The organism is Leisingera sp. F5, assembly GCF_001593695.1.
Genome location: NZ_LUKH01000008.1, coordinates 185,121 through 205,961, shown reverse-complemented (window position 1 = coordinate 205,961; position 20,841 = coordinate 185,121). Strand labels below are relative to the sequence as shown.

19 protein-coding genes are annotated in these 20,841 nt (G+C 61.7%); 12 read left to right on the top strand and 7 right to left on the bottom strand.

The genetic code is table 11. From position 1 onward, the window contains the following. The first annotated feature begins 463 nt into the window (after window positions 1-463). Window positions 464-1,189 (top strand): FadR/GntR family transcriptional regulator, encoded by a 726-nt coding sequence (locus A2I95_RS07370; protein WP_291729139.1) that lies wholly within the window; start codon window positions 464-466, stop codon window positions 1,187-1,189. 21 nt (window positions 1,190-1,210) lie between these two features. Here the strand turns inward: A2I95_RS07370 and A2I95_RS07365 are convergent, their stop codons facing one another. After that, window positions 1,211-2,512 carry an ABC transporter substrate-binding protein gene (locus A2I95_RS07365; RefSeq protein ID WP_291729138.1) on the bottom strand — a complete coding sequence of 434 codons (1,302 nt, stop codon included), beginning with the start codon at window positions 2,510-2,512 and terminating at the stop codon, window positions 1,211-1,213. 163 nt (window positions 2,513-2,675) lie between these two features. On the opposite strand from A2I95_RS07365, the gene A2I95_RS07360 reads away from it, so the two are divergent. The 3 genes from A2I95_RS07360 to A2I95_RS07350 all read left to right on the top strand — a co-directional run bounded on the left by A2I95_RS07360 (window position 2,676) and on the right by A2I95_RS07350 (window position 5,871). Next, the gene (locus A2I95_RS07360; protein WP_291729137.1) at window positions 2,676-4,022 is read left to right on the top strand and encodes an NAD(P)/FAD-dependent oxidoreductase; all 1,347 of its coding nucleotides are present in this window, start codon (window positions 2,676-2,678) and stop codon (window positions 4,020-4,022) included. A gap of 105 nt (window positions 4,023-4,127) precedes the next feature. Further along, on the top strand, window positions 4,128-5,132 hold the full coding sequence (locus A2I95_RS07355; RefSeq protein WP_291729161.1) for a GlxA family transcriptional regulator: 1,005 nt from the start codon (window positions 4,128-4,130) through the stop codon (window positions 5,130-5,132). Between the two features lie 7 nt (window positions 5,133-5,139). Continuing rightward, window positions 5,140-5,871: a type 1 glutamine amidotransferase gene (locus A2I95_RS07350; protein WP_291729136.1), complete on the top strand. Its 732-nt coding sequence runs from the start codon at window positions 5,140-5,142 to the stop codon at window positions 5,869-5,871. Here the strand turns inward: A2I95_RS07350 and A2I95_RS07345 are convergent. Then, complete coding sequence (locus A2I95_RS07345) at window positions 5,859-6,848, bottom strand: sterol desaturase family protein (RefSeq protein WP_291729135.1); 990 nt, start codon at window positions 6,846-6,848, stop codon at window positions 5,859-5,861. The genes A2I95_RS07350 and A2I95_RS07345 overlap by 13 nt on opposite strands. Before the next feature lie 99 nt (window positions 6,849-6,947). Between A2I95_RS07345 and A2I95_RS07340 the strand changes: the two genes are divergently transcribed. Further along, complete coding sequence (locus A2I95_RS07340) at window positions 6,948-7,892, top strand: LysR family transcriptional regulator (RefSeq protein WP_291729134.1); 945 nt, start codon at window positions 6,948-6,950, stop codon at window positions 7,890-7,892. 35 nt (window positions 7,893-7,927) lie between these two features. Here A2I95_RS07340 and A2I95_RS07335 read toward each other — a convergent pair whose 3' ends face one another. The 5 genes from A2I95_RS07335 to hpaR all read right to left on the bottom strand — a co-directional run bounded on the left by A2I95_RS07335 (window position 7,928) and on the right by hpaR (window position 13,791). Continuing rightward, window positions 7,928-8,509, bottom strand: a complete 582-nt coding sequence (locus A2I95_RS07335) for a sarcosine oxidase, gamma subunit (RefSeq protein ID WP_291729133.1) — start codon at window positions 8,507-8,509, stop codon at window positions 7,928-7,930. Next, a complete protein-coding gene (locus A2I95_RS07330) occupies window positions 8,502-11,513 on the bottom strand; it encodes a sarcosine oxidase subunit alpha family protein (protein WP_291729160.1) in 3,012 nt (1,003 codons plus the stop codon). Before A2I95_RS07330 ends, A2I95_RS07335 begins: the two co-directional genes overlap by 8 nt. A gap of 11 nt (window positions 11,514-11,524) precedes the next feature. Then, window positions 11,525-11,812, bottom strand: a complete 288-nt coding sequence (locus A2I95_RS07325; protein ID WP_291729132.1) for a sarcosine oxidase subunit delta — start codon at window positions 11,810-11,812, stop codon at window positions 11,525-11,527. A gap of 15 nt (window positions 11,813-11,827) precedes the next feature. Then, entirely contained in the window at window positions 11,828-13,078 is a 1,251-nt protein-coding gene (locus A2I95_RS07320; RefSeq protein WP_291729131.1) for a sarcosine oxidase subunit beta family protein, read from the bottom strand. Window positions 13,079-13,350: 272 nt separating this feature from the next. Next, on the bottom strand, window positions 13,351-13,791 hold the full coding sequence (gene hpaR / locus A2I95_RS07315; protein ID WP_291729130.1) for a homoprotocatechuate degradation operon regulator HpaR: 441 nt from the start codon (window positions 13,789-13,791) through the stop codon (window positions 13,351-13,353). Between the two features lie 114 nt (window positions 13,792-13,905). Between hpaR and A2I95_RS07310 the strand changes: the two genes are divergently transcribed. From A2I95_RS07310 to A2I95_RS07280, 7 genes are all read left to right on the top strand, one after another. Continuing rightward, window positions 13,906-14,298: a 5-carboxymethyl-2-hydroxymuconate isomerase gene (locus tag A2I95_RS07310; protein WP_291729129.1), complete on the top strand. Its 393-nt coding sequence runs from the start codon at window positions 13,906-13,908 to the stop codon at window positions 14,296-14,298. Further along, the gene (gene hpaE / locus A2I95_RS07305; RefSeq protein WP_291729128.1) at window positions 14,298-15,809 is read left to right on the top strand and encodes a 5-carboxymethyl-2-hydroxymuconate semialdehyde dehydrogenase; all 1,512 of its coding nucleotides are present in this window, start codon (window positions 14,298-14,300) and stop codon (window positions 15,807-15,809) included. Before A2I95_RS07310 ends, hpaE begins: the two co-directional genes overlap by 1 nt. Before the next feature lie 87 nt (window positions 15,810-15,896). Continuing rightward, a complete protein-coding gene (gene hpaD / locus A2I95_RS07300) occupies window positions 15,897-16,877 on the top strand; it encodes a 3,4-dihydroxyphenylacetate 2,3-dioxygenase (RefSeq protein ID WP_291729127.1) in 981 nt (326 codons plus the stop codon). A 102-nt stretch (window positions 16,878-16,979) separates the two neighbouring features. Beyond that, on the top strand, window positions 16,980-18,392 hold the full coding sequence (locus A2I95_RS07295) for a pyridoxal-dependent decarboxylase (RefSeq protein ID WP_291729126.1): 1,413 nt from the start codon (window positions 16,980-16,982) through the stop codon (window positions 18,390-18,392). Further along, window positions 18,392-19,243 carry a fumarylacetoacetate hydrolase family protein gene (locus tag A2I95_RS07290; RefSeq protein WP_291729125.1) on the top strand — a complete coding sequence of 284 codons (852 nt, stop codon included), beginning with the start codon at window positions 18,392-18,394 and terminating at the stop codon, window positions 19,241-19,243. The genes A2I95_RS07295 and A2I95_RS07290 overlap by 1 nt, the downstream gene beginning before the upstream one ends. Next, the gene (hpaH, locus tag A2I95_RS07285) at window positions 19,240-20,040 is read left to right on the top strand and encodes a 2-oxo-hept-4-ene-1,7-dioate hydratase (RefSeq protein ID WP_291729124.1); all 801 of its coding nucleotides are present in this window, start codon (window positions 19,240-19,242) and stop codon (window positions 20,038-20,040) included. The genes A2I95_RS07290 and hpaH overlap by 4 nt, the downstream gene beginning before the upstream one ends. Window positions 20,041-20,056: 16 nt before the next feature. Continuing rightward, complete coding sequence (locus A2I95_RS07280; protein WP_291729123.1) at window positions 20,057-20,827, top strand: HpcH/HpaI aldolase/citrate lyase family protein; 771 nt, start codon at window positions 20,057-20,059, stop codon at window positions 20,825-20,827. Window positions 20,828-20,841: the final 14 nt, after the last annotated feature.

Here is a 20,841-nt window from a genome sequence, read left to right as displayed (position 1 = left end):
GACCCGCCTGTTTTTGCGGCGGTGTGTTCTGCGGGATGCGGTCCCTGTCACTGGCGTCCCTTGATTTCAGCTCAACACGACTGAACCAGTTGGGACAAATTGGCCCCACCCAGAACCAAGGCTAGCAGCGAGTCGGTTCACCGCAAAGAAATTTTCTTTCATGTCGCGAACCAAAAAGGCACCAATACAAGACCACTCACTTGGATATGCGGCAAAATTCACCCACAAAACGACACAAAAACATGATCTTGCGGCACATGTTATCCAAACGCCCGCGCAACCAATTTAAGAACCAATTTTTTCCAACTTTCTTGCCGCCGGGCAGAAGAATCGTTAGCCTTAAGACCAATCCCAGCTGTGTCAGACGGTTGCATTGAGGCCGTCAAAGCGGGTAATTGCACATCTGTCACAGCGATCAGGTGCAGGGGATTCCCCCGCCCCTCCGGCCCGGAAAAAACAGACCATGAGCTCAGCGGAAGACACCACCTCGCAAATCCTGACCACCCATTCGGTTGGCGCCACGGTGCAAGTCGTGATCGACACGCTGTTTGCCCGCATCAAGGCAGGCACCTACCCGGTCGATACCCGCCTGCCGTCCGAACGCACGCTGGCCTCGGAGCTGGGTGTTGCCCGCAACACCGTGCGCGAAGCCTTGGACGTGCTGACAGGCCAGGACGTGATCCATCGCCGCCCCGGGTCCGGCAGTTTTGTCAAATTCCGCTCTGATCCCAAACCCGAAACATCTTATTCTTCACTGGCCAAAGAGGTTTCGCCGCTGGATCATTTGGTGGTACGCGGCATTCTGGAGCCAGAACTGGTGCGCCTTGCAGTGATCAACATGACCCCGCGCCAGATCGAGGAGCTGGACCAGATCCTCTCCCGCGTCGAGGCCGTGCGCACTGATCCGGGGGAATTCATCGAGGCGGAGGAAGATCTCTACCGCAAGATTGCCGAGGGCACCGGCAACCCCCTGCTGCACTCCTGCTATGAGTTGACAATCGAGGCCTGCCGCCTGTCCTACCGCACTGCGCTGCGCCGCCGCCACCTGACGCCGCAGCGGATGCAGGAATACCAGAAACGCTACAACACGCTGTTCAACGCCATCGCCTCACGCGATGTGGAATCCGCGATGGAATTTATCAAACTGCATTTGATCGACGAGCAGAATCTGCTGCTGAAGGAGGTCTGAGCCCGGCCGGGCCCCGCCCGCTCAGCCCTTCACTGCGCGTGAGCTGACCTCGCTGCCAGGCGCATCGCTTTCCAGCCGCTGGTGCCACAGCTGCCCCAATGCCGCCATTTCGGATTTCAGCAAAGCGGAATGCTGCGCCAGCCAGCCGGGGATCGACTTGAAACCGGCAATCCGCGCCTTGCCTTCCTGGATGGTCACGACAGGCCAATCACCGACCAAGGCATTGGAAATACCGAAAATATCCTCACCCCACCATTCCGCATGGCCAAACGCGTGAGTGACATGGCCCAACTGTTTCATCGCTGCCAGTACCGATGGAGGTTCGACAGAACCAGCCTTCTCCACCGCGCTGTGCCAGATGTCGAGGATCGCCACATACTCCCAGCTTACCGCCGACCAGCTGCCTGGAAAGCGGCGGTTGTATTCCTTGTAGAACACATGCGGGCGGTTAAAGAAAAACGCCTTTTCCCGCAGCAGCGGATCGTCAAAATCCGGAAACTGGAAAACCACGCCCTCCATGAATTCGGGCGACGTCCGCTCCACCAGCTGATCATAGCCATCCATGGTGCAGCTGATGATCTGCCCCTTAAACCCTTTGGCATAGGCATATTCCGTCATCGCATGCACCATCGGCGCATAAGACGAACACCAGCACAGGATATCTGCGCCGCTCTCCAGCATCGGGCCTACCACCGGCCCCGGATCGCTGGCACCGGGATCATACTCCACCTCGCGCAGGATCGTTTTGCCTGCGGCCTTAAACGCTGCGCGGTAAACCGCCCGCGACGGCTTCCCAAGCAGATCTGCCTGGCTGCATAAAGCCACGGTTTTCAAACCCGGCTTGTTTTCCGCCAGCCAGGCCACGCCAGTCACGTTCTGGATCGGGTGCGCTTCGCTTGGCGCGATCAGATAGGGCGTATCGGGCGACAAATCGGATGGCAGCAGCGTCGAGGTCAGTACCTTGTTGCGCATCAGAAAATCGCGCACCGGCGCAAAGGTATCGCCGCCCAGCATCAGCATCAGCTTGACCTTATGCTTCTGCACCAGTTCCACCGCGCCCTCCAACGAGCGTTCCGGGTCATAGCCGCAATCATAGGAATGGATGCGGATCGGGTAGCGGCGGCCGCCAATCAGCACCCCGCCGGCCTTGTTCAGGCCGTCTTCCCAGATCCGGCAACCGTTCAATCCAGGCAGCCCCCAGCTCTCCACCGGGCCCGAAAGCGGGCCAAGAAAGCCGATATTCACTGATTCTGTCATTCCCACCGACAGCCGCGGCAGCGCCGCGCGGGCCGTCAGCTGGTGTACAAAACTGGTCGTCTTCATGGCTTGAATCCTAACAACAATTCTCTTCCCCGCCAGTCCAATCAGTGAAAAATCTTATTCCTTCAGTGAAAATATGTTGACTCTGCGGTGCAATTTTGGACCTAATTGGATCAGACCAAAAGAACCAAATGTAAATATTGGTCCGTACCAATGGGAGAGCCACATGACCAAGAAACGAATTGCCATCATCGGCGCCGGCCCCTCCGGCCTGGCTCAGCTGCGCGCATTCCAATCCGCCGCCAACAAAGGCGAAGAAATCCCGGAGATCGTCTGCTTTGAAAAGCAGGACAACTGGGGCGGGCTGTGGAACTACACCTGGCGCACTGGGCTGGATGATAACGGCGAACCGGTGCATTGCTCGATGTATCGCTACCTGTGGTCCAACGGCCCCAAGGAAGGCCTGGAATTTGCCGACTATTCCTTTGAAGAGCACTTCGGCAAGCAGATCGCATCCTACCCGCCGCGCGCCGTGCTGTTCGACTATATCGAAGGCCGGGTGAAAAAGGCCGACGTGCGCAAATGGATCCGCTTCAACTCGCCGATCCGCTGGGTCGAGTACAACGAGGATGCGGGCAATTTCACCGTCACTGTCCACGATCACGCCAAGGACAGCACCTACAAGGAAGATTTCGACCATGTGATCTGCGCCTCGGGCCATTTCTCGACCCCGAACGTGCCGTTCTACCCGGGTTTTGACACCTTCAACGGCCGCGTCCTGCACGCCCATGACTTCCGCGACGCCCGTGAGTTCAAGGGCAAGGACATCCTGATCCTCGGCGCCTCCTACTCGGCCGAAGACATCGGCTCCCAGTGCTGGAAATACGGCGCCAAATCAATCACCACCTCCTACCGCTCTGCTCCGATGGGCTTCAAATGGCCGGACAACTGGGACGAAGTGCCGGCGCTGGAGTCGGTCAACGGCAACACCGCAACGTTCGCGAACGGCACCCAAAAGGAAGTTGACGCAATCATCCTTTGCACCGGCTACAAGCATTTCTTCAGCTTTCTGCCCGACGATTTGCGCCTGAAAACCGCCAACCGCCTTGCCTCGGCTGATCTGTATAAGGGCGTGGTTTTTGCCAATAACCCCAAGATGTTCTATCTGGGCATGCAGGATCAGTGGTTCACCTTCAACATGTTCGACGCCCAGGCCTGGTGGGTCCGCGACGCGATCATGGGCAAGATCGAAATCCCCGCGGACAAGGACACCCTGCTGGCCGACGTGAAGGAGCGTGAAGCGCGCGAAGAGGCCTCGGATGACGTCAAGTACGCGATCAAGTACCAAGGCGACTATGTGCTGGAACTGATCGAAGAGACGGATTACCCGACCTTCGACGTGGCCGGCGCCTGCCAGGCGTTCTATGAATGGAAGGGCCACAAGGCCCAGGACATCATGGCCTTCCGCAACAACTCCTACAAATCGGTTATCACCGGCACCATGGCGCCTGTCCACCACACCCCGTGGAAAGACGCTCTGGATGACTCGCTTGAGGCCTACCTGCAGAACTAGGATCTGCTTGCTTTGGCAGATCCGCCTGCGCCGTTTTCCTTCCTGGGCGGCGCAGGCACCTTTCGCCGCTGTGCGAATCTCTCTTCGCAAGCTAATATCCACCTTATGCAGCGCGATAACACCATGACACTTGGCTTCCTGATTTTTCCGGGCTTTCCAATGGCCTGCCTAACCTCGGCGATCGAACCTTTGCGGGCCGCAAATGAAATTGCCGGCACTGAAACCTTTCACTGGAAACTGGTCTCGGAAACCGGCGCCGGCGTGAATGCCTCTGCCAATGTGGCCTTTCAGCCTGACTGCGCCCTGGATCAGGCCGAGGACATCGACACGCTGTTTCTGCTGTCCAGTCCGCAAGGCAAGTTTGAAGACCCCAAGGGCTCCAACGGCAAGCTGCGCCACCTGGCCCGCCACGGCACCACCATGGGTGCGGTTTCCGGCGGGGTGTTCCCGCTCGCCCGTTCCGGCCTGCTCGACGGGCACAGCTGCTCGGTCCACTGGTGCTACAAGGCTGCCTTCAGCGCGGAATTCCCATCGCTTGCCACCGTCGACGATGTCATCGTTCTGGACCGCCGCCGCTTTACCGCCAGCGGCGCTGCGGCAATGTTCGATCTTTCGCTCAAACTGATCGAGCAGACCATGGGCGACGCGGTGATGACCGAGGTTGCCTGCTGGTTCCAGCACCCGATGGTCCGGGCCGAGGGCGTGCGACAGAAGATCCCCGCCTTCAAGACCGACAGCACCGCCGACAGCCTGCCGCCGCCGGTGGCCAAGGCGGTGGAGCTTTTTGCCGACAACCTGGAGCATCCGGTGTCGATCCGCGACGCTGCCAGCGAAATCGGCGTCTCTCCGCGGCAGTTGGAACGCAGCTTCAAATCCGCCACCGGGCAAAGCCCGGCAATCTATTACCGCACACTGCGAATGAACGCGGCCCGGCAGCTGGTGATGTACTCCCGGGATTCCATCACCTCGATCGCCAATGCAGTTGGCTATGCCACTTCCTCAACCCTATCGCAGCACTACCGCGACAGTTTTGGCGTCACCCCGCAGGAAGAGCGCCGCAAGGTGAACCTGTTCCGGGTCCAGGACAACCGTCCAATTCCGTCAGCATGAGGCCGAAATGCGTTTTCTGGTTTTTCAGCACCTCAATTGCGAGCACCCCGGATCTTTCCGCGGCATGATGCGCGAAGCGGGCATTGACTGGACAACGATTGAGCTGGACCAAGACCAACCTATCCCGGACCGGGAACAGCTAGCCGCTTTTGACGCCTTGTGGGTCATGGGCGGTCCAATGGATGTCTGGGACGTAGCCGAGCACCCTTGGCTTGCTGCTGAAAAGCAGGCCATACGCTTTTGGGTACAAGAATTGCAGAAACCTTACCTCGGCCTGTGCCTTGGACATCAGCTTTTGGCAGATGCGCTTGGCGGCACTTGCGGCCCCTTGCGCCCAACGGCTGATGTCGGTGTGACACAGGTTGAACTGACCCCATCCGGATTGATGGATCCCTTGCTCAAGAGCCTGCCGAACAGCCTTCCGGTTCTGCAATGGCATGGCGTTGAAGTTGCACAACCACCCGAGAGCGCAACTGTTCTTGCCAGTTCTCCCAAGTGCGCGGTCGAAGCCATGCGCATCAATTCGAATGCCTGGTCAATGCAATTCCATATTGAAGCCGAAGCAGACACCATCAGGAACTGGCACGCGATTCCGGCCTACCGCAACGCACTTGTTGCAGCTTTGGGCGAAGACGGGGTGGACAGGTTCCAATCCAGATTTGATACCATCCAAGGCGCTATGCATGAAAACGCCCGCCAAGTGTTTACGAACTTCTTGGACACCGTTCAGCCCGGCTGATCAGCCATAATCTGTTTACGTCTCTCCTTCATAACCGCATCCGCCTCCACCGTGCCATCATGGAACGAGCCGAAAACCTTATCCCAGGGAACCTCAAGCGAGCCATAGTTGCACTCGAAATACCGGTGATGCATCTGGTGGTGAAAGGCACCCAGATTCAGCCGGTTCTTGTTCTTCATCAGCAAGCCCTCGAACCCTGTATGGGTGGTTGCCGCAGTCAGCGCGTTGAATTGCAGATGATACAGGATATGCACTGGATGCGCCGCCGCCACCCAATGGATCAGCACCGAACCGAGGAAGATCAGATGCTCCACCGGATGCATCGACATGCCGGACCAGGGGCCGACGTTGATGTTGCGGTGATGCAGCGCATGAACGTGTTTGTAGAAGAACGGCACATGCAGTAGCCGGTGAATCCAGTAGAAGTAGAAACTCTCCCAGATCGGGATCAGCCAGAACAGCGCAATGAACCACAGCGGGTTTGCGGCCCAGGTGATCACCGGCGCATATCCATTGGCCATCGCCCAGAACATCAGCACCTCATAAGCGGTCCAGAAAAACACGCCGCTGGTCATCGTCCAGAACATGTTATCCCGGATTTGCCCGCCTAAGGTGAATTGGCGGCCGTTCTTCATCAGCGGACGCGGGTCGTACTTCAGCCGCTTCCCTTGCGCCGTGAAGCCGTAGAAATAGAGATGCAGCAGCCCGGCCACGCCGCCCATCAGCACCAGATTGCGCAGATACATCGGCACAATCCAGTTGAGCGACAGGCTCTGGCTCTCCTCCAGCGGCGGCTGAAACCAGTAGAAAGAGATCAGCGCAATCGCCGCGATGATCAGCTTTTCAGAGATCAAGAACCAGCCGTTCAGCCACCATTTCAGCGCCGCAACGGGGCGCGGCGGCCATTGAAACAACGGCGAGGTCTGCAGCGGCAGCGCCGGCAGGTGGTTCCAGCCTTTCAAGCCCTGGTCGCTCATCGTCATCCCTCCCTTCTGGGTCACCTCAGCCTGGCGCGAATTTTCATCTTTGAAAAACAGATTATTTCGGTAATCTTCATCTGAAATTCCGAGGAAGAGATGCCCGTTACGCTCAAATCCATGCGCTATTTCACCGCGTCCTTGCAGCACGGCAGCATCAGCCGCGCCGCAGAGGAGCTGAATGTGGCGGCATCCGCCGTTTCCGCCGCGATCGACCATATTGAGGCGCAGTTTCAGCTTCAGCTCATCACCCGCCACCGCGCCCGCGGCATTGAACCCACCCGCGCAGGCCGCGAAATGACCCGCAAGTTCACCCGCTTGCTGGAGGACTACGACACCCTTCTGGCCGAAGGCGCCGAGCTGAAGCAGGACTTCACCGGCAGCTTCCGCCTGGGCTACTACGCACCCGTCGCTCCCGGTTTCCTGCCGCAGATCCTCGCGCCTTTTCTGGCGCCCCGGCATCAGGTCACGCTGGAGCTGGAGGAGTGCCACAACGATGCCGCCCAGGCGGGCCTGCAGGACGGGCGCTATGACGCGATCCTGTTTGTCCCCGACGGAAGCCATCCGCAAATAGATTACGAGGTGCTGCTGCAGGCGCCGCCCTACGCGCTGCTCCATCCCAGCCATCCGCTGGCCCAGAATGAGGTTCTCAGCCTCGCCAACCTGGCCGCGGAACCGCTGATCGCTCTGAACCGTCCGATGGTGACTGATTATCAGCTGCGCCTGTTTGCCAGCCTTGGGCGCCGGCCGGAGACCATAGTGCAAGCCAACACCACCGAAATGGTGCGCGCCATGGTGGCGGCCGGCCACGGCTGTGCCATTCTGAACATGCGCCCGGCCACCGGCCTCAGCTATGGCGGCCAGCCGTTGGTTACCCGCCCTATCGCTGACGGCGGCACGCCGTTGCCGCTGGCGGTGGGCTACAACCGCACCAACCCGCGCCACATCACCAGCGCATTCGTCCAAGCCTGCAAGGACTGGGCTGCCAGCCCCGCCGCAGCGGAGTTTCTGGTGCTGCCGCCAAAGGAAACAGGCGCCCCCTAAGCGGGTGCGCCTGCCAAATTCCCCAATCTAGAGTCTCAAATCGCTGATTGCGCAGCAGCTACCAGCGCGTGATGCAGCGACCCCGCAGAACTCCGCGGCCCCACGATGGAATAGCGCTGCCCGGGCTCGCGGCACAGCAGGAAAACGCCCAGATGCTCCATTGAGGTGCGGGTGGCCTCGCCCGCTTTGCCCGTGCGGATATTGGCGTTGCACAGCCGCTCCAGCACATCAAAGCAGCGGCTGCCTTCCATGTCGAAACGGCACCAGCCGTCGGTTTGCTCCACCACAGAGCCCGCATCGCCAACCGCTTCTTTCAGCTCAGCCGCCAGCAGCTCATGGCTGTCATGCGGCGCCGAGACCATCCACAGATCCGGCCCCATCCACCAAGCGGCAAAGTCGCCGCTGGCGGCCCAGCCCGCGACCTCAGGCAGCGCCCCGCCCAGGTAGGACGCAGCCGCGGATTTCACCGCGTCTTCGTTGCCCTGGCGCGCGGCCAGGGAGGCCAGCGTCCGGTCCGTTACTTCCCGGATCAGCAGCCCGGCAAAGGCATCCACCTGCGGTTCATGCCTGCCCAGCGGAGAGATGGCTTTCAGGCCATGATTATCGAACTTACCCACGGAGACGCTCCCCTTCCGGATCCACAAAATGCGCGCTGACAACTTCGACCCGGGTTTCCTTGCCTTCCAGCGGGTTGACCGCGCGGATCACCTCGCCCTTGCGCGCATCGCCGCTTTTCAGGAACCCGATCCCGATCGCGCAGCCCAGCACAGGCGAATAGGCGGCTGAGGTGATATAGCCCTGATCAGTGGCGGCGCTGACCTCGCCATCCGCATTCATCAGGTGCGACCCGGCCGGCACCGGATCAGATGCATTCACCGGCTTGAAACCAACCAGTTTAAGCGCGTCCTCCCGGTTCATGCCCTCGCGTTCGCTCAAGGTGTTGCCGATACAGTCCTTCTTCTTGCTGACCATCCGGCCCATGCCGAGGTTCAACGCGGAAGTGGTCCCGTTCAGCTCGTTGCCTGCTGCATGACCCTTCTCGATCCGCATGACGCCCAGCGCCTCGGTGCCGTAAGGCACAGCACCGAACTCCTCGCCCGCTTCCATCAGCTTTCGGATCATCGCATCGCCATACCGGGTCGGAACCGCGATTTCATAGGCCAGCTCGCCCGAGAAGGAGATCCGGAACAACCGCGCCCGGCAACCGCCCGCCACGGTGACTTCACCGCAGCCCATGAACGGGAACGCCTCGTTCGAGATGTCGAACTCGGGGTCCACAACCTTTTGCAGCAGTTTGCGGGCATTCGGACCCGCCACCGCGAACTGCGCCCAGGCCTCGGTGGTCGAGATCAGCTGCACATCCAGATCCGGGAACAGGCACTGGCGCGCAAATTCCATGTTGCGATAGACCAGAACTGCGTTGGCGGTGGTGGTGGTCACCACGAAATGATCCTCGGCAAAGCGCGCGGCGGTGCCGTCGTCATAGGCAATGCCATCCTCGCGCAGCATCAGACCATAGCGGACCTTGCCCACCGGCAGCTTGGCAAAGGCATTGGCATACATCTTGTTCAGAAACGCCGCCGCATCCTTGCCCTGCACGTCGATCTTGCCCAGCGTGGTCACATCGCAGATCCCGACCGAATTGCGGGTCTGCAGCACCTCGCGGTCGACCGACTGGCGCCAATGGGTTTCGCCCGCCTTGGGGAACCACTGCGCCCGCAGCCACTGGCCCACCTCGACAAATACCGCGCCCTGCTCCTCAGCCCATTTGTGGCTGGGGGTCTTGCGAGTGGGGCGGAACTCCTCGCCGACCGAGCGGCCGGCCATCACGCCAAAGGACACCGGCGTATAGGGCGGGCGGAACATGGTGGTGCCGACCTCGGGGATCTGCTTGCCCGCCAGTTCGGCCATGATTGCCAGACCGCCCATGTTGGAGGTCTTGCCCTGGTCGGTGGCCATGCCAAGAGTGGTGTAGCGCTTCAGATGCTCGACCGAGCGGAAGTTCTCCTGATGCGCCAGTTTCACGTCCTTGACGGTGACGTCGTTCTGCTGGTCCAGCCAGGCGCGGCCCTTGCCTTCCTTGACGTACCAGAAGGGGGTCACATTGACGGGGGCGTCTTCGGCCTCCGGCAAATCAGCAGCTTTCGCCGTGATCCCCAGCTCCGAAAGTGCAGCCACCGCGCCCTCGGCACCGGCGCGCAGGGCGGCAGCGGTGGAGAAATCGCCATTGGCAGCACCGGCCACGGACATATTTTGCGGCAGTGTCCCCGCGGGGACAAAGGCAGCAATGTCTTCGCGCCAGGCCGGGCGGCCGCGCTGATGACAGGTCAGATGCACATTCGGATTCCAGCCGCCCGACACCGCCAGCGCACCGCAAGGCACGTCGCGGGTGGCGCCATTGGCCAGACGCAGCCGCGCCATTTCCAGGCCCAGCCGGCCTTTGGTGTCGATCACCTGGGCACCAGCAAACAGCTCTGCCCCTTCAACCTTGGGCGCATCGGCGCGGGTGTCGATCACCGCGGCCACATTCACGCCTTTGGCGATCAGGTCCGCAGCAGTGCGGTGGCCGTCGTCATTGTTGGTGAAGACCGCAACACTCTGGTCCGGTGTCACTGCCCAGCGGTTGGCATAGGCACGCACCGCACCCGCCAGCATCACGCCGGGACGGTCGTTGTTCTCAAACGCGATCGGCCGCTCGGTGGCACCTGCCGCAAGCATGGCCCGCTTGGAATAGATCCGCCACAGGATCTGCCGCGGCTTGTCCGCCTCCGGCGCCAGCACGTGGTCTGCGGTGCGCTCCACCGCGCCATAGATGCCATGATCATAGGCACCAATGATCGAGGTGCGCGGCATCACCCGCACGTTCGGCATCGACGCCAGCTCCGCCTGCACCTGTTCGACCCAGGCCGCACCGGTCAGATCACCAATGCCAAAGGTCTCAGCATTCAGGCGCCCGCCCAGCAGAAAATCCTCATCGGCAATGATCACCTGCGCACCAGCCCGACCCGCGGTCAGCGCTGCCATCAGGCCGGTGGGACCAGCGCCGATCACCAGCAAATCGCAATGCAGGAAGCCCTTGTCATAAGCGTCCGGGTCATCCTCGAAACTGATGCTGCCCAGACCCGCCGCCTTGCGGATGATCGGCTCGTAAATCTTCTCCCAGAACGCGGCCGGCCACATGAAGGTCTTGTAATAGAAACCCGCCGTCAGGAAGTTCGAGAACCGGTCGTTGATCGCCATGAAGTCATGCTGCAGCGACGGCCAGCGGTTCTGCGAATTTGCCTCCAGCCCCTCATACAGCTCTGCCGTGGTGGCACGGGTGTTCGGCTCCTGCCGCCCGCCGCTGCGCAACTCGACCAGCGCGTTCGGCTCCTCGGAACCAGAGGTCAGCACGCCGCGCGGACGGTGGTATTTAAAGGACCGGCCCATCAGCCGCACGCCATTGGCCAGCAGGGCCGAGGCCAGCGTATCGCCCTCAAACCCCTTGTAGCGCTTGCCGTCAAAGGAGAAGGTCAGCGTCTTGCTGCCCTTGATCAGCCCGCCATCCAGGCGGTTGACCTGCACGCCTTTGCGGGCGCCGGTGCTGCCGTCTGCCTGAAAGGCCACGCGGCCGGCATTCATTAGTGCATCAGTCATTTGCTGCGCCCCCTTGCCCGGGCCACATCGCGGGCCAGTTCGACAGTCAGGATTTCATGGGTCACGGTATTGCGGGTCACCACCAGCCAGGAGCGGTCGCCCTGCTCGTGGAACCACAGCTCGCGGTGCTCGCCCGCCGGGTTGTCGCGCAGGTACAGGTAGTCGTGAAACTGCTCTGCCGCGTCATCACTCTCCCAGTCGGGACGGTCGATCAGAGTCGCGTCGCCCAGATAGGTGAACTCCTGCGAATCTCGCGGCCCGAGGATGGGATGGTTGATAATCATCGTGTGCTCCTTTCCTCAGTGCAGGTTCGGCTGGGCGCCCTGGCCCTTTTCATCGATCATGCAGCCGCGCCGGAACCGGTCGAGCCGGTAGGCCGTGGCCACCTTATGCGGGGTATCGGTCGCCAGCAGATGCGCATAGCACCAGCCCGACGCCGGGGTCGCCTTGAACCCGCCATAGCACCAGCCGCCATTGAAATAGAGACCGTCCACATGGGTCTTGTCGATGAAAGGGGAGCCGTCCATCGACATGTCCATCACGCCGCCCCAGCTGCGCAGCATCCGCACCCGGCCCAGCGCCGGGATCAGGGCCATGCCGCCTTCCATCACGTCCTCGACCACCGGCAGATTGCCTCGTTGCGCATAGGAATTGTACATGTCCAGATCGCCGCCAAAGACCAGCCCGCCCTTGTCCGACTGGCTGCAATAGAAATGACCCGCGCCAAAGGTGATCACCCCGTCCAGAACCGGCTTCAGCCCTTCAGACACAAAGGCCTGCAGCACGTGGCTCTCGATCGGCAGGCGCATGCCAGCCTTCTCCATCACCCGGCTGGAGGAGCCTGCAACGCAGCTTGCCACCTTGTTGGCGCCGATGAAGCCCTTAGTGGTTTCCACACCCAGGCATTTGCCGTTCTCGATCTTGAAGCCGGTGACTTCACAGTTCTGGATGATATCCACCCCGCGCAGGTCCGCCCCGCGGGCATAGCCCCAGGCCACCGCATCATGGCGCACCGTACCGCCGCGGCGGTGCAACAAGCCGCCCTTGATCGGGAAGCGCGCGTTGTTGAAGTTCAGGAACGGATACATCGCCCGTACGCCGTCCACATCCAGCAGCTCCGCGTCCGATCCGTTCAGGATCATCGCATTGCCCCGGCGCCGCGCCGCGTCGCGCTGCGCATCCGAATGCACCAGGTTCAGAATGCCGCGCTGGCTGACCATGGCGTTGTAGTTGAAGTCCTGCTCCAGCCCTTCCCACAGCTTCAGCGACAGCTCGTAGAACGGCTCGTTGCCGTCCAGCAGGTAGTTGGAACGGATGATCGTGGTGTTGCGGCCCACGTTGCCGCCGCCGATCCAGCCCTTCTCGATCACCGCAACATTGGTGATGCCGTGTTCCTTGGCCAGGTAATAAGCGGTCGCCAGCCCGTGGCCGCCGCCGCCGATGATCACCACATCGTAGCTTTTCTTGGGTTCCGGATCGCGCCAGGTCGGGCGCCATCCCTTGTGGCCCGTCAGGGCCTCCTTGATCACTTTCAGGCCGGAGTACCGCATGATGTCCTCATCAACTGTCCCCGGCAGATTGAGTGAGAAATGCGGCACATCACAGGGGGATTTCGGACATCGACAGCGCTATATGCGTCATTGGCGGAAAATCACCTTTGCATACGCAGCATCAAGCATGTTGACAGGGCGGCTACTTTCAAGCGTATATAATTGATAGTAAATAAAAATTACAGGTCACCATGATCTTATTGCTCGAACGCGCCAACTGGCCCGTTTACGTCACGCACTCCGGCATCCGCGCCAAATGCGGCAAAGCCGACTCACTCGGACAGTTCGATCTGGTCCAGCTCGTTCAGCAGGTCCAGCAGCGCCTCATACCGCTCCACACCCATCTTCCGGCGCGTCTGCTCCATCAGCTCCAGGCTGGCCTCCAGATTATCGGCAATGACCCTCTCCCCTGCAGCCGCAATCCGCACCACTTGGCGGCGGCGGTCTTCCTGGTCGCGCTGCCGGCTGATCAGCTGCTTCTCTTCCAGCTTCTGCAGGATCCGCGTCAGGCTGGGCAGCAGCAGGCAGGCCTTGTCGGCGATCTGGGTCGGATCTATCGGCCCGCTCTCCTGCACCACCCGCAGGACACGCCATTGCTGTTCGGTCAGCCCCGCGCCGCTCAGCAGCGCACGGATCGGTCCCATCACACGCTCCCGCGCCCTAAGAAGGGCAATCGGCAGCGAGCGGTCGGTGGAGGGCATCATCCTGGTCATGCCCGATTATCACCCCGCTTCCGGCTAAACGCAATTGCCGCTTGGGTTTCTTCTGCTTGACTCACGGCACTATAATTGCTACACATGTTAAGTAATTTAGGAAAGGTACCGGACATGCCGCACATCGCGCTGGACTACTCGGCCAATATGGAGGCGCGCACAGACATCGCTGCGTTGTGCCGCCATCTGCGACAGGCCGCAGCGGAGACCGGCGTGTTCCCCCTGGCGGGCCTCCGGGTGCGCGCCTTTGCGGCCAGCCACGTCTCGATTGCTGACGGCGATCCGCAGCACGGCTATATCGACATCTCCATCCGGCTGCGGGCCGGCCGCGATCTGGACACCCGTAAACGCGCCGCGCAGGCCGTGTTCGGCGCCGCCCAGGCGTTCCTTGAGACAGCCATGCAGCATCACTCCATCGCCCTGTCGCTGGAGATGCGCGACATCGATCCGGAGCTTTCTCCGAAATGCGGCACCATCCGCAACCACATGCAAAAGGCGGACCAGTGATGAGCGATCTGACCACCAATATCGAAACGCTGAACAGCCACCTGACCCGTTTCCGCGGGACCGGCATTTTGAACCTGATCGGCGGCGAAAGCCGCCTCGCCGCTTCCGGCGCTACGTTTGAAACCGCCTCGCCCGTGGATGAAAGCGTGATCTGTTCTGTTGCTAAGGGCGGTGCCGAGGACATCGACGCAGCTGCCAAGGCCGCCAAAGAGGCCTTTCCCCCTTGGCGAGACATGCCGGCGCTGGAACGCAAGAAGATCCTGCACCGCATCGCCGACCTGATCGTGGAACGCGCCGAGGAAATCGCGCTGTGTGAATGCTGGGACACCGGCCAAGCCTTGCGGTTCATGTCCAAGGCGGCGCTGCGCGGTGCAGAAAACTTCCGCTTCTTTGCAGACAAGGCCACATCCGCCCGCGATGGCCAGCAGCTGCAGTCGCCGACCCTGATGAATGTGACCACCCGGGTGCCAATCGGTCCGGTGGGCGTGATCACCCCCTGGAACACGCCCTTCATGCTGTCGACCTGGAAGATTGCCCCGGCCCTCGCCGCCGGCTGCACCGTGGTCCACAAACCGGCCGAGTTCTCCCCCCTCACCGCCCGCATCCTGGCCGAAATCGCCCATGAGGCCGGCCTGCCCGCAGGGGTCTGGAACCTGGTCAACGGATTTGGCGAGGACGCGGGCAAGGCGCTCACCGAACACCCGGATATCAAGGCCATCGCCTTTGTCGGCGAGTCCAAAACCGGCTCGATGATCATGAAGCAAGGCGCCGATACCCTGAAGCGCGTGCATTTCGAACTGGGCGGCAAGAACCCGGTGGTGGCCTTTGACGACGCCGACCTCGACCGGGCGCTGGACGCCGCGATCTTCATGATCTACTCGCTGAACGGCGAGCGCTGCACCTCCTCCTCGCGCCTGCTGGTGCAGGAGAGCATTGCCGATGATTTCGAGGCCAGACTGATCGAACGCGTGGGCAGCATCAAGGTCGGCCACCCGCTGGACCCGGCAACCGAAGTTGGACCACTGATCCACAAGGTGCATTTCGACAAGGTCACCTCCTACTTCGAGACCGCCAAACAGGACGGTGCCACCATCGCCGCCGGCGGCACCCGTGCGGGGGACAAGGGCTGGTTTGTCCGCCCCACCTTGTTCACCGGGGCAACCAACGACATGACCATCGCCCAGGAGGAAATCTTTGGCCCGGTCCTCACCGCGATCCGCTTCAAGGACGAGGATGAGGCTCTAACATTGGCCAATGATACGCAATACGGCCTCGCTGCCTACGTCTGGACCAACGACCTGAACCGCGCCCTGCGCTTCACCAACGCACTTGAGGCAGGGATGATCTGGGTGAACTCGGAAAACATCCGCCATCTGCCCACCCCCTTTGGCGGGGTCAAGGCCAGCGGCATCGGTCGCGACGGCGGCGACTGGTCGTTTGAGTTCTATATGGAACAGAAACACATCGGCTTTGCCCTGGGCCACCACAAAATCCCGCGCCTCGGCACCTGACCCCTTCTTCTGGCCCAAAATATCCCGGGGAGCGCGAGGGGCCGGCCCCTCGCTCCCGCCCGCAACTGCAAGTGAAAGGTTCAAACCATGCCCGTCCCCGCCCCGAACCTCTATCCGCCCTTCAACATCGTGCGGCTCAGCCACGTCGAATACGCCGTCACCGACCTCGCCGCCTCCCGCGCCTTCTATGTGGACACGCTGGGCCTGCAAGTGACGCATGAAGACAATAGCCGCATCTACTTGCGCGCAATGGAGGAACGCGGCCACCACTGCATCGTGCTGGTCAAGGCAGACACCGCCTCGGTCGGGGTTCTGGGCTTCAAGCTCTATGATGAACCGGACCTGGACAAGGCGGCGGAGTTCTTCGCCTCCAAGGACTTGCCCGTGGAATGGGTGGACCGCCCCCATATGGGCAAAACCTTACGCACCCGCGACCCTTGGGGCATCCCGCTGGAGTTCTACGTCAAGATGGAGCGACTGGAGCCGATCCACCAGCAGTACAGGCTCTACAAAGGGGTAAAACCGCTCCGCATCGACCATTTCAACATGTTCTCGGCGGATGTGGATGCCTCAGTCGCCTTCTACAACGAGATGGGTTTCCGCGTCACCGAATTCACCCAAGATGACGACAGCGGCAAGATCTGGGCCGCCTGGATGCACCGCAAGGGAGGCGTGCATGACGTGGCCTTCACCAATGGCCTCGGGCCCCGCCTGCACCACACCGCTTTCTGGGTGCCGACGCCATTGAACATCATCGACCTACTCGATCTGATGTCGGCCACCGGATATGTGGACAACATCGAACGCGGCCCCGGCCGCCACGGCATCTCCAACGCTTTCTTCCTCTATGTCCGCGACCCCGACGGCCACCGGATCGAGATTTACTGCTCCGACTACCAGACCGTTGATCCGGATCTGGAGCCGATCAAATGGTCACTCACCGATCCGCAGCGCCAGACCCTCTGGGGCGCCCCCGCCCCGCGCAGCTGGTTCGAGGAAGGCTCCGTCTTTGATGGGGCCACGCCGGCCCCCAGCACCTTGGACGCGCAACCGATTATTGCACCCTGACCCAACGCAGGACAGCGCTGACCTTGGGGAGGCGTGAAGCGCCTTCCCAGGGGGAAGGTCAGGCGCTGCCCGTGCCGATGGCACGGACAAAAGGAATACAAAATGAAATGGGATGAATTCTCCGAATGGGGCCGCCGGGTCGCGGACTGGACGCAGGACTACCACCTGACCGTGGGCGAGCGACCCGTCCGCGCCCAGACAGAACCCGGCGAGGTGCTACACGCCCTGCCCCAGACCCCGCCCGAGGCCGGCGAGGGGATGGAGGCAATCTTCCGCGACTTCGAGGACATCGTGATGCCCGGCATCACCCATTGGCAGCACCCGCGCTTCTTTGCCTATTTCAATTCCAACGCCGCCGCGCCCTCGGTGCTGGCGGAATTCCTCGCCTCCGCCATCGCACCGCAGTGCATGCTGTGGCAGACCTCGCCCGCCGCAACCGAGATGGAAACACGGATGATGGACTGGCTGCGCCAGGCGCTGGACCTGCCGGACCAGTTCCAGGGCGTCATTCAGGATTCTGCCTCCTCCGCCACCCTCGCTGCCGTTCTGACCATGCGGGAAAAAGCACTGAACTGGCAGGGCAACCAACAGGGTCTGTTCGGACAGAAAACGCTGCGCATCTACTGTTCCTCCGAGGTTCACACCTCCATCGACCGTGCGATCTGGGTTGCCGGCATCGGGCAGCAGAACCTGATCCGGGTGCCGATCAAGGGCGATTGGCGCGGCATGGACCCGGACGCGCTGGAGGCCGCGATCCAGGCCGACCTCGCTGCAGGCCATCAGCCCGCGGGCGTGATCCTCTGTGTTGGCGGCACTGGCGTCGGCGCCACGGACCCGGTGGATCAGGTGCTGGACGTCGCCGGGAAATACGGCCTCTACACTCATGTGGATGCAGCCTGGGCCGGCTCTGCCATGATCTGCCCCGAATACCGCCATTACTGGCCCGGGGTTGAGCGCGCCGACAGCATCGTCTTCAACCCGCACAAATGGCTCGGCGTGCAATTCGACTGCTCCGCACATTTCCTGAAGAACCCGGCTGGCCTGGTCCAAACCCTCGCCATCAGCCCTGAGTATCTGAAGACCCACGGCCACGATGGCATCGTCAATTATTCCGAATGGTCGGTGCCGCTTGGCCGCCGCTTCCGCGCGCTGAAAATCTGGTTCCTGATCCGCACCTATGGCCTCGAAGGCCTGCGCCAGCGCCTCAGGAAGCACATCAATTGGTCGAATCAACTGCACGAAAAGCTCAAGTTAGAGGCCGATTTTCAGATCATGACCCCGCCGATGTGGTCGCTTTGGTCGTTCCGTTACGCCCCCGAAGGTGCGGCAGACCTCGACGATCTGAACCTGCAGCTGGTGAACGCAATCAACGACGATGGCCGCATCTACCTGACCCAGACCCGCGTCGACGGCCAGCTGGTGATCCGCTTCCAGGCCGGCCAGTTTGAAACCACCGAAGCAGACGTGATGATGGGCTTTGACGTCATCACCGAAATCGCAAGGAGCCTGACCTGATGCGCTTTGCCACCTACACCGCGAGCGACGAAACCTTTTATGGCGCGGTGACGGACGCCGGCATGGTCGCCCTCTCGCCGCAGTTCCCGGACTGGCCCACGATGCGCGACGTGATCGCGGCGGACGGCCTGCCCGCGCTGGCACAGGCCGCTGAGGACAAACCCGTCACCCACTCGGATTTCACTTATGAAATCCCAATCCCCAACCCGGAAAAAATCATCTGTGTCGGTGTCAACTTCCCGGACCGGAACGCGGAATACAAGGACGGCTCATCCCAGCCCAAGCACATGTCCCTGTTCCCGCGCTTCCCGCGCTCTTTCACCGGTGCAGGGCGCCCGCTGATCCGCCCGCCGGAAAATCACACGCTGGATTACGAGGGCGAGGTCGCCGTGGTGATCGGCAAGGCAGGCCGACGCATCAAACCCGAAGACGCTTACGATCATATTGCGGCTCTAACACTGGCAAACGAGGGCACCATCCGCGACTGGGTCCGCCATGCTAAGTTCAATGTGACACAAGGCAAGAACTGGGACAATTCCGGCGCCATCGGCCCCTGGCTGATGCCCTTCACCGACGCCGCCCAGCTGGACGGCGCCCGCATTATCACCCGCGTGAACGGAGAGATCCGCCAGGACGACACCCTCAGCCGGATGATGTTCCCGATCCGCGAGGAAATCGCCTATATCTCCACCTTCACCACCCTGCAGCCCGGCGACGTGATTATCACCGGAACCCCCACCGGCGCAGGCGCGCGGTTCGACCCGCCGAAATACCTGAAGCCCGGCGACGTGGTCGAGATTGAGGTCGAGGGCATCGGCACCCTGCGCAACACGGTTGAGGATGAGAAATGACCCCGGGACAGCACAGGGAGGCCGCTGACAGGCTGTTCAAGGCTGAGCAGACCGGCCAGCAATGCGGGCTGCTCTCACTGGCCTACCCCGGCATGACGCTGTACGATGCCTATGCGGTGCAACAGGCTCTAATAAGTCAAAAACTGGCCTCCGGGCGCAGAAAGATCGGCTGGAAGATCGGCCTCACCAGCCGTGCGATGCAGCAGGCGCTGAACATCACCACCCCGGACAGCGGCGTGCTGCTGGACGATATGCTCTTTGAAAATGGCGCCACGGTGCCAGCCAGCCGCTTCATCCAGCCGCGCATCGAGGCCGAGATCGCCTTTGTCATGAAATCCCCCCTCGCTGGCGCCGATTGCACCCGCGCGGACGTTCTGGCCGCAACGGACTATGTGGCACCCTCGCTGGAAATCCTCGACACCCGCATCCTGCGCGCTGATCCCGATACGGGACAGGCCCGCATCATCACCGACACCATCAGCGACAACGCCGCCAATGCCGGCGTGGTGCTGGGCGCGGAACGTCATGCAGCAGACGCCCACGACCTGCGCTGGACCGGCGCCATCACTGCCCGCAACGGGATCGTAGAGGAAACCGGCCTCGGCGCGGGTGTGCTGAACGATCCCGTGACCTCGGTCCTGTGGCTCGCCCGCCGGATGGCGGAATATGGACAACAGATCGAGGCCGGGGATATCGTGCTCTCAGGCTCGTTCATCCGCCCCATCGAATGCCCGCCGGGCACAGAAATCGCCGCCGATTTTGGCCCCTTCGGCTCCGTATCCATCAACTTCGCCTGAACAAGAGGTCCAGCACATGCCCGCGCCCAAGAACAGCTTCAAACAAGCCCTTGCCGATGGTCAGCGCCAGATCGGCTGCTGGATGAGCTTTGCCGACGGACAGATCGCCGAGATCATGGGCACCTGCGGCTTTGACTGGCTGGTGATCGACGGCGAGCACGCGCCGAACGACATCCGCTCGATCCGCGACCAGCTGATGGCGCTGGCGGCCTCGCCCAGCCACCCGGTGGTGCGAGTGCCGGTTGGTGAAACCTGGATGATCAAGCAGGTTCTGGATGCCGGCGCGCAGACAGTACTGGTGCCGATCGTGGAAAGCGCCGATCAGGCCCGAGAGCTGGTCCGCGCCTGCCGCTACCCACCCACGGGCCTGCGCGGCGTCGGCGCCACTGCAGCGCGAGCAACCATGTTCGGCTCTGTCACTGAGTACATCCAGACCGCCGATCAGGAGGTGTGCCTGCTGGTGCAGGTGGAAAACCGCGCCGGGATGGCCGCGCTGGACGAGATCCTGCAAGTCGAGGGCATTGACGGCGTCTTCATCGGCCCGGCGGACCTGTCCACCGACATGGGCCATCAGGGCAACTCGGCCCACCCGGAAGTCCGCGCTGTGATTGCCGATGCGATCACAAGGATCATGGCGGCAGGTCTGGCTCCCGGCATTCTAGGCACCACGGATGAAGCCACCCAGGCCTATGCAGACATGGGTGCGCAATTTCTGGCCGTTGGCATCGACGTAATGATGCTTGCCCGCAACGCCCGCGATCTGGCCGCACGCTGGAAGGCGGAATAACACCGCCACTTGGA

What these genes read in the sequence shown, in the direction of transcription:
- A2I95_RS07295 (WP_291729126.1), top strand. Translation starts at nt 16,980, where the DNA reads ATGAAATGGGATGAATTCTCCGAATGGGGCCGCCGGGTCGCGGACTGG.
- A2I95_RS07330 (WP_291729160.1), bottom strand. Translation starts at nt 11,513, where the DNA reads ATGAATGCCGGCCGCGTGGCCTTTCAGGCAGACGGCAGCACCGGCGCC.
- A2I95_RS07310 (WP_291729129.1), top strand. Translation starts at nt 13,906, where the DNA reads ATGCCGCACATCGCGCTGGACTACTCGGCCAATATGGAGGCGCGCACA.
- A2I95_RS07290 (WP_291729125.1), top strand. Translation starts at nt 18,392, where the DNA reads ATGCGCTTTGCCACCTACACCGCGAGCGACGAAACCTTTTATGGCGCG.
- A2I95_RS07365 (WP_291729138.1), bottom strand. Translation starts at nt 2,512, where the DNA reads ATGAAGACGACCAGTTTTGTACACCAGCTGACGGCCCGCGCGGCGCTG.
- hpaH (WP_291729124.1), top strand. Translation starts at nt 19,240, where the DNA reads ATGACCCCGGGACAGCACAGGGAGGCCGCTGACAGGCTGTTCAAGGCT.
- A2I95_RS07320 (WP_291729131.1), bottom strand. Translation starts at nt 13,078, where the DNA reads ATGCGGTACTCCGGCCTGAAAGTGATCAAGGAGGCCCTGACGGGCCAC.
- A2I95_RS07360 (WP_291729137.1), top strand. Translation starts at nt 2,676, where the DNA reads ATGACCAAGAAACGAATTGCCATCATCGGCGCCGGCCCCTCCGGCCTG.
- A2I95_RS07340 (WP_291729134.1), top strand. Translation starts at nt 6,948, where the DNA reads ATGCCCGTTACGCTCAAATCCATGCGCTATTTCACCGCGTCCTTGCAG.
- A2I95_RS07350 (WP_291729136.1), top strand. Translation starts at nt 5,140, where the DNA reads ATGCGTTTTCTGGTTTTTCAGCACCTCAATTGCGAGCACCCCGGATCT.
- A2I95_RS07345 (WP_291729135.1), bottom strand. Translation starts at nt 6,848, where the DNA reads ATGAGCGACCAGGGCTTGAAAGGCTGGAACCACCTGCCGGCGCTGCCG.
- hpaR (WP_291729130.1), bottom strand. Translation starts at nt 13,791, where the DNA reads ATGACCAGGATGATGCCCTCCACCGACCGCTCGCTGCCGATTGCCCTT.
- hpaE (WP_291729128.1), top strand. Translation starts at nt 14,298, where the DNA reads ATGAGCGATCTGACCACCAATATCGAAACGCTGAACAGCCACCTGACC.
- hpaD (WP_291729127.1), top strand. Translation starts at nt 15,897, where the DNA reads ATGCCCGTCCCCGCCCCGAACCTCTATCCGCCCTTCAACATCGTGCGG.
- A2I95_RS07325 (WP_291729132.1), bottom strand. Translation starts at nt 11,812, where the DNA reads ATGATTATCAACCATCCCATCCTCGGGCCGCGAGATTCGCAGGAGTTC.
- A2I95_RS07280 (WP_291729123.1), top strand. Translation starts at nt 20,057, where the DNA reads ATGCCCGCGCCCAAGAACAGCTTCAAACAAGCCCTTGCCGATGGTCAG.
- A2I95_RS07370 (WP_291729139.1), top strand. Translation starts at nt 464, where the DNA reads ATGAGCTCAGCGGAAGACACCACCTCGCAAATCCTGACCACCCATTCG.
- A2I95_RS07355 (WP_291729161.1), top strand. Translation starts at nt 4,128, where the DNA reads ATGCAGCGCGATAACACCATGACACTTGGCTTCCTGATTTTTCCGGGC.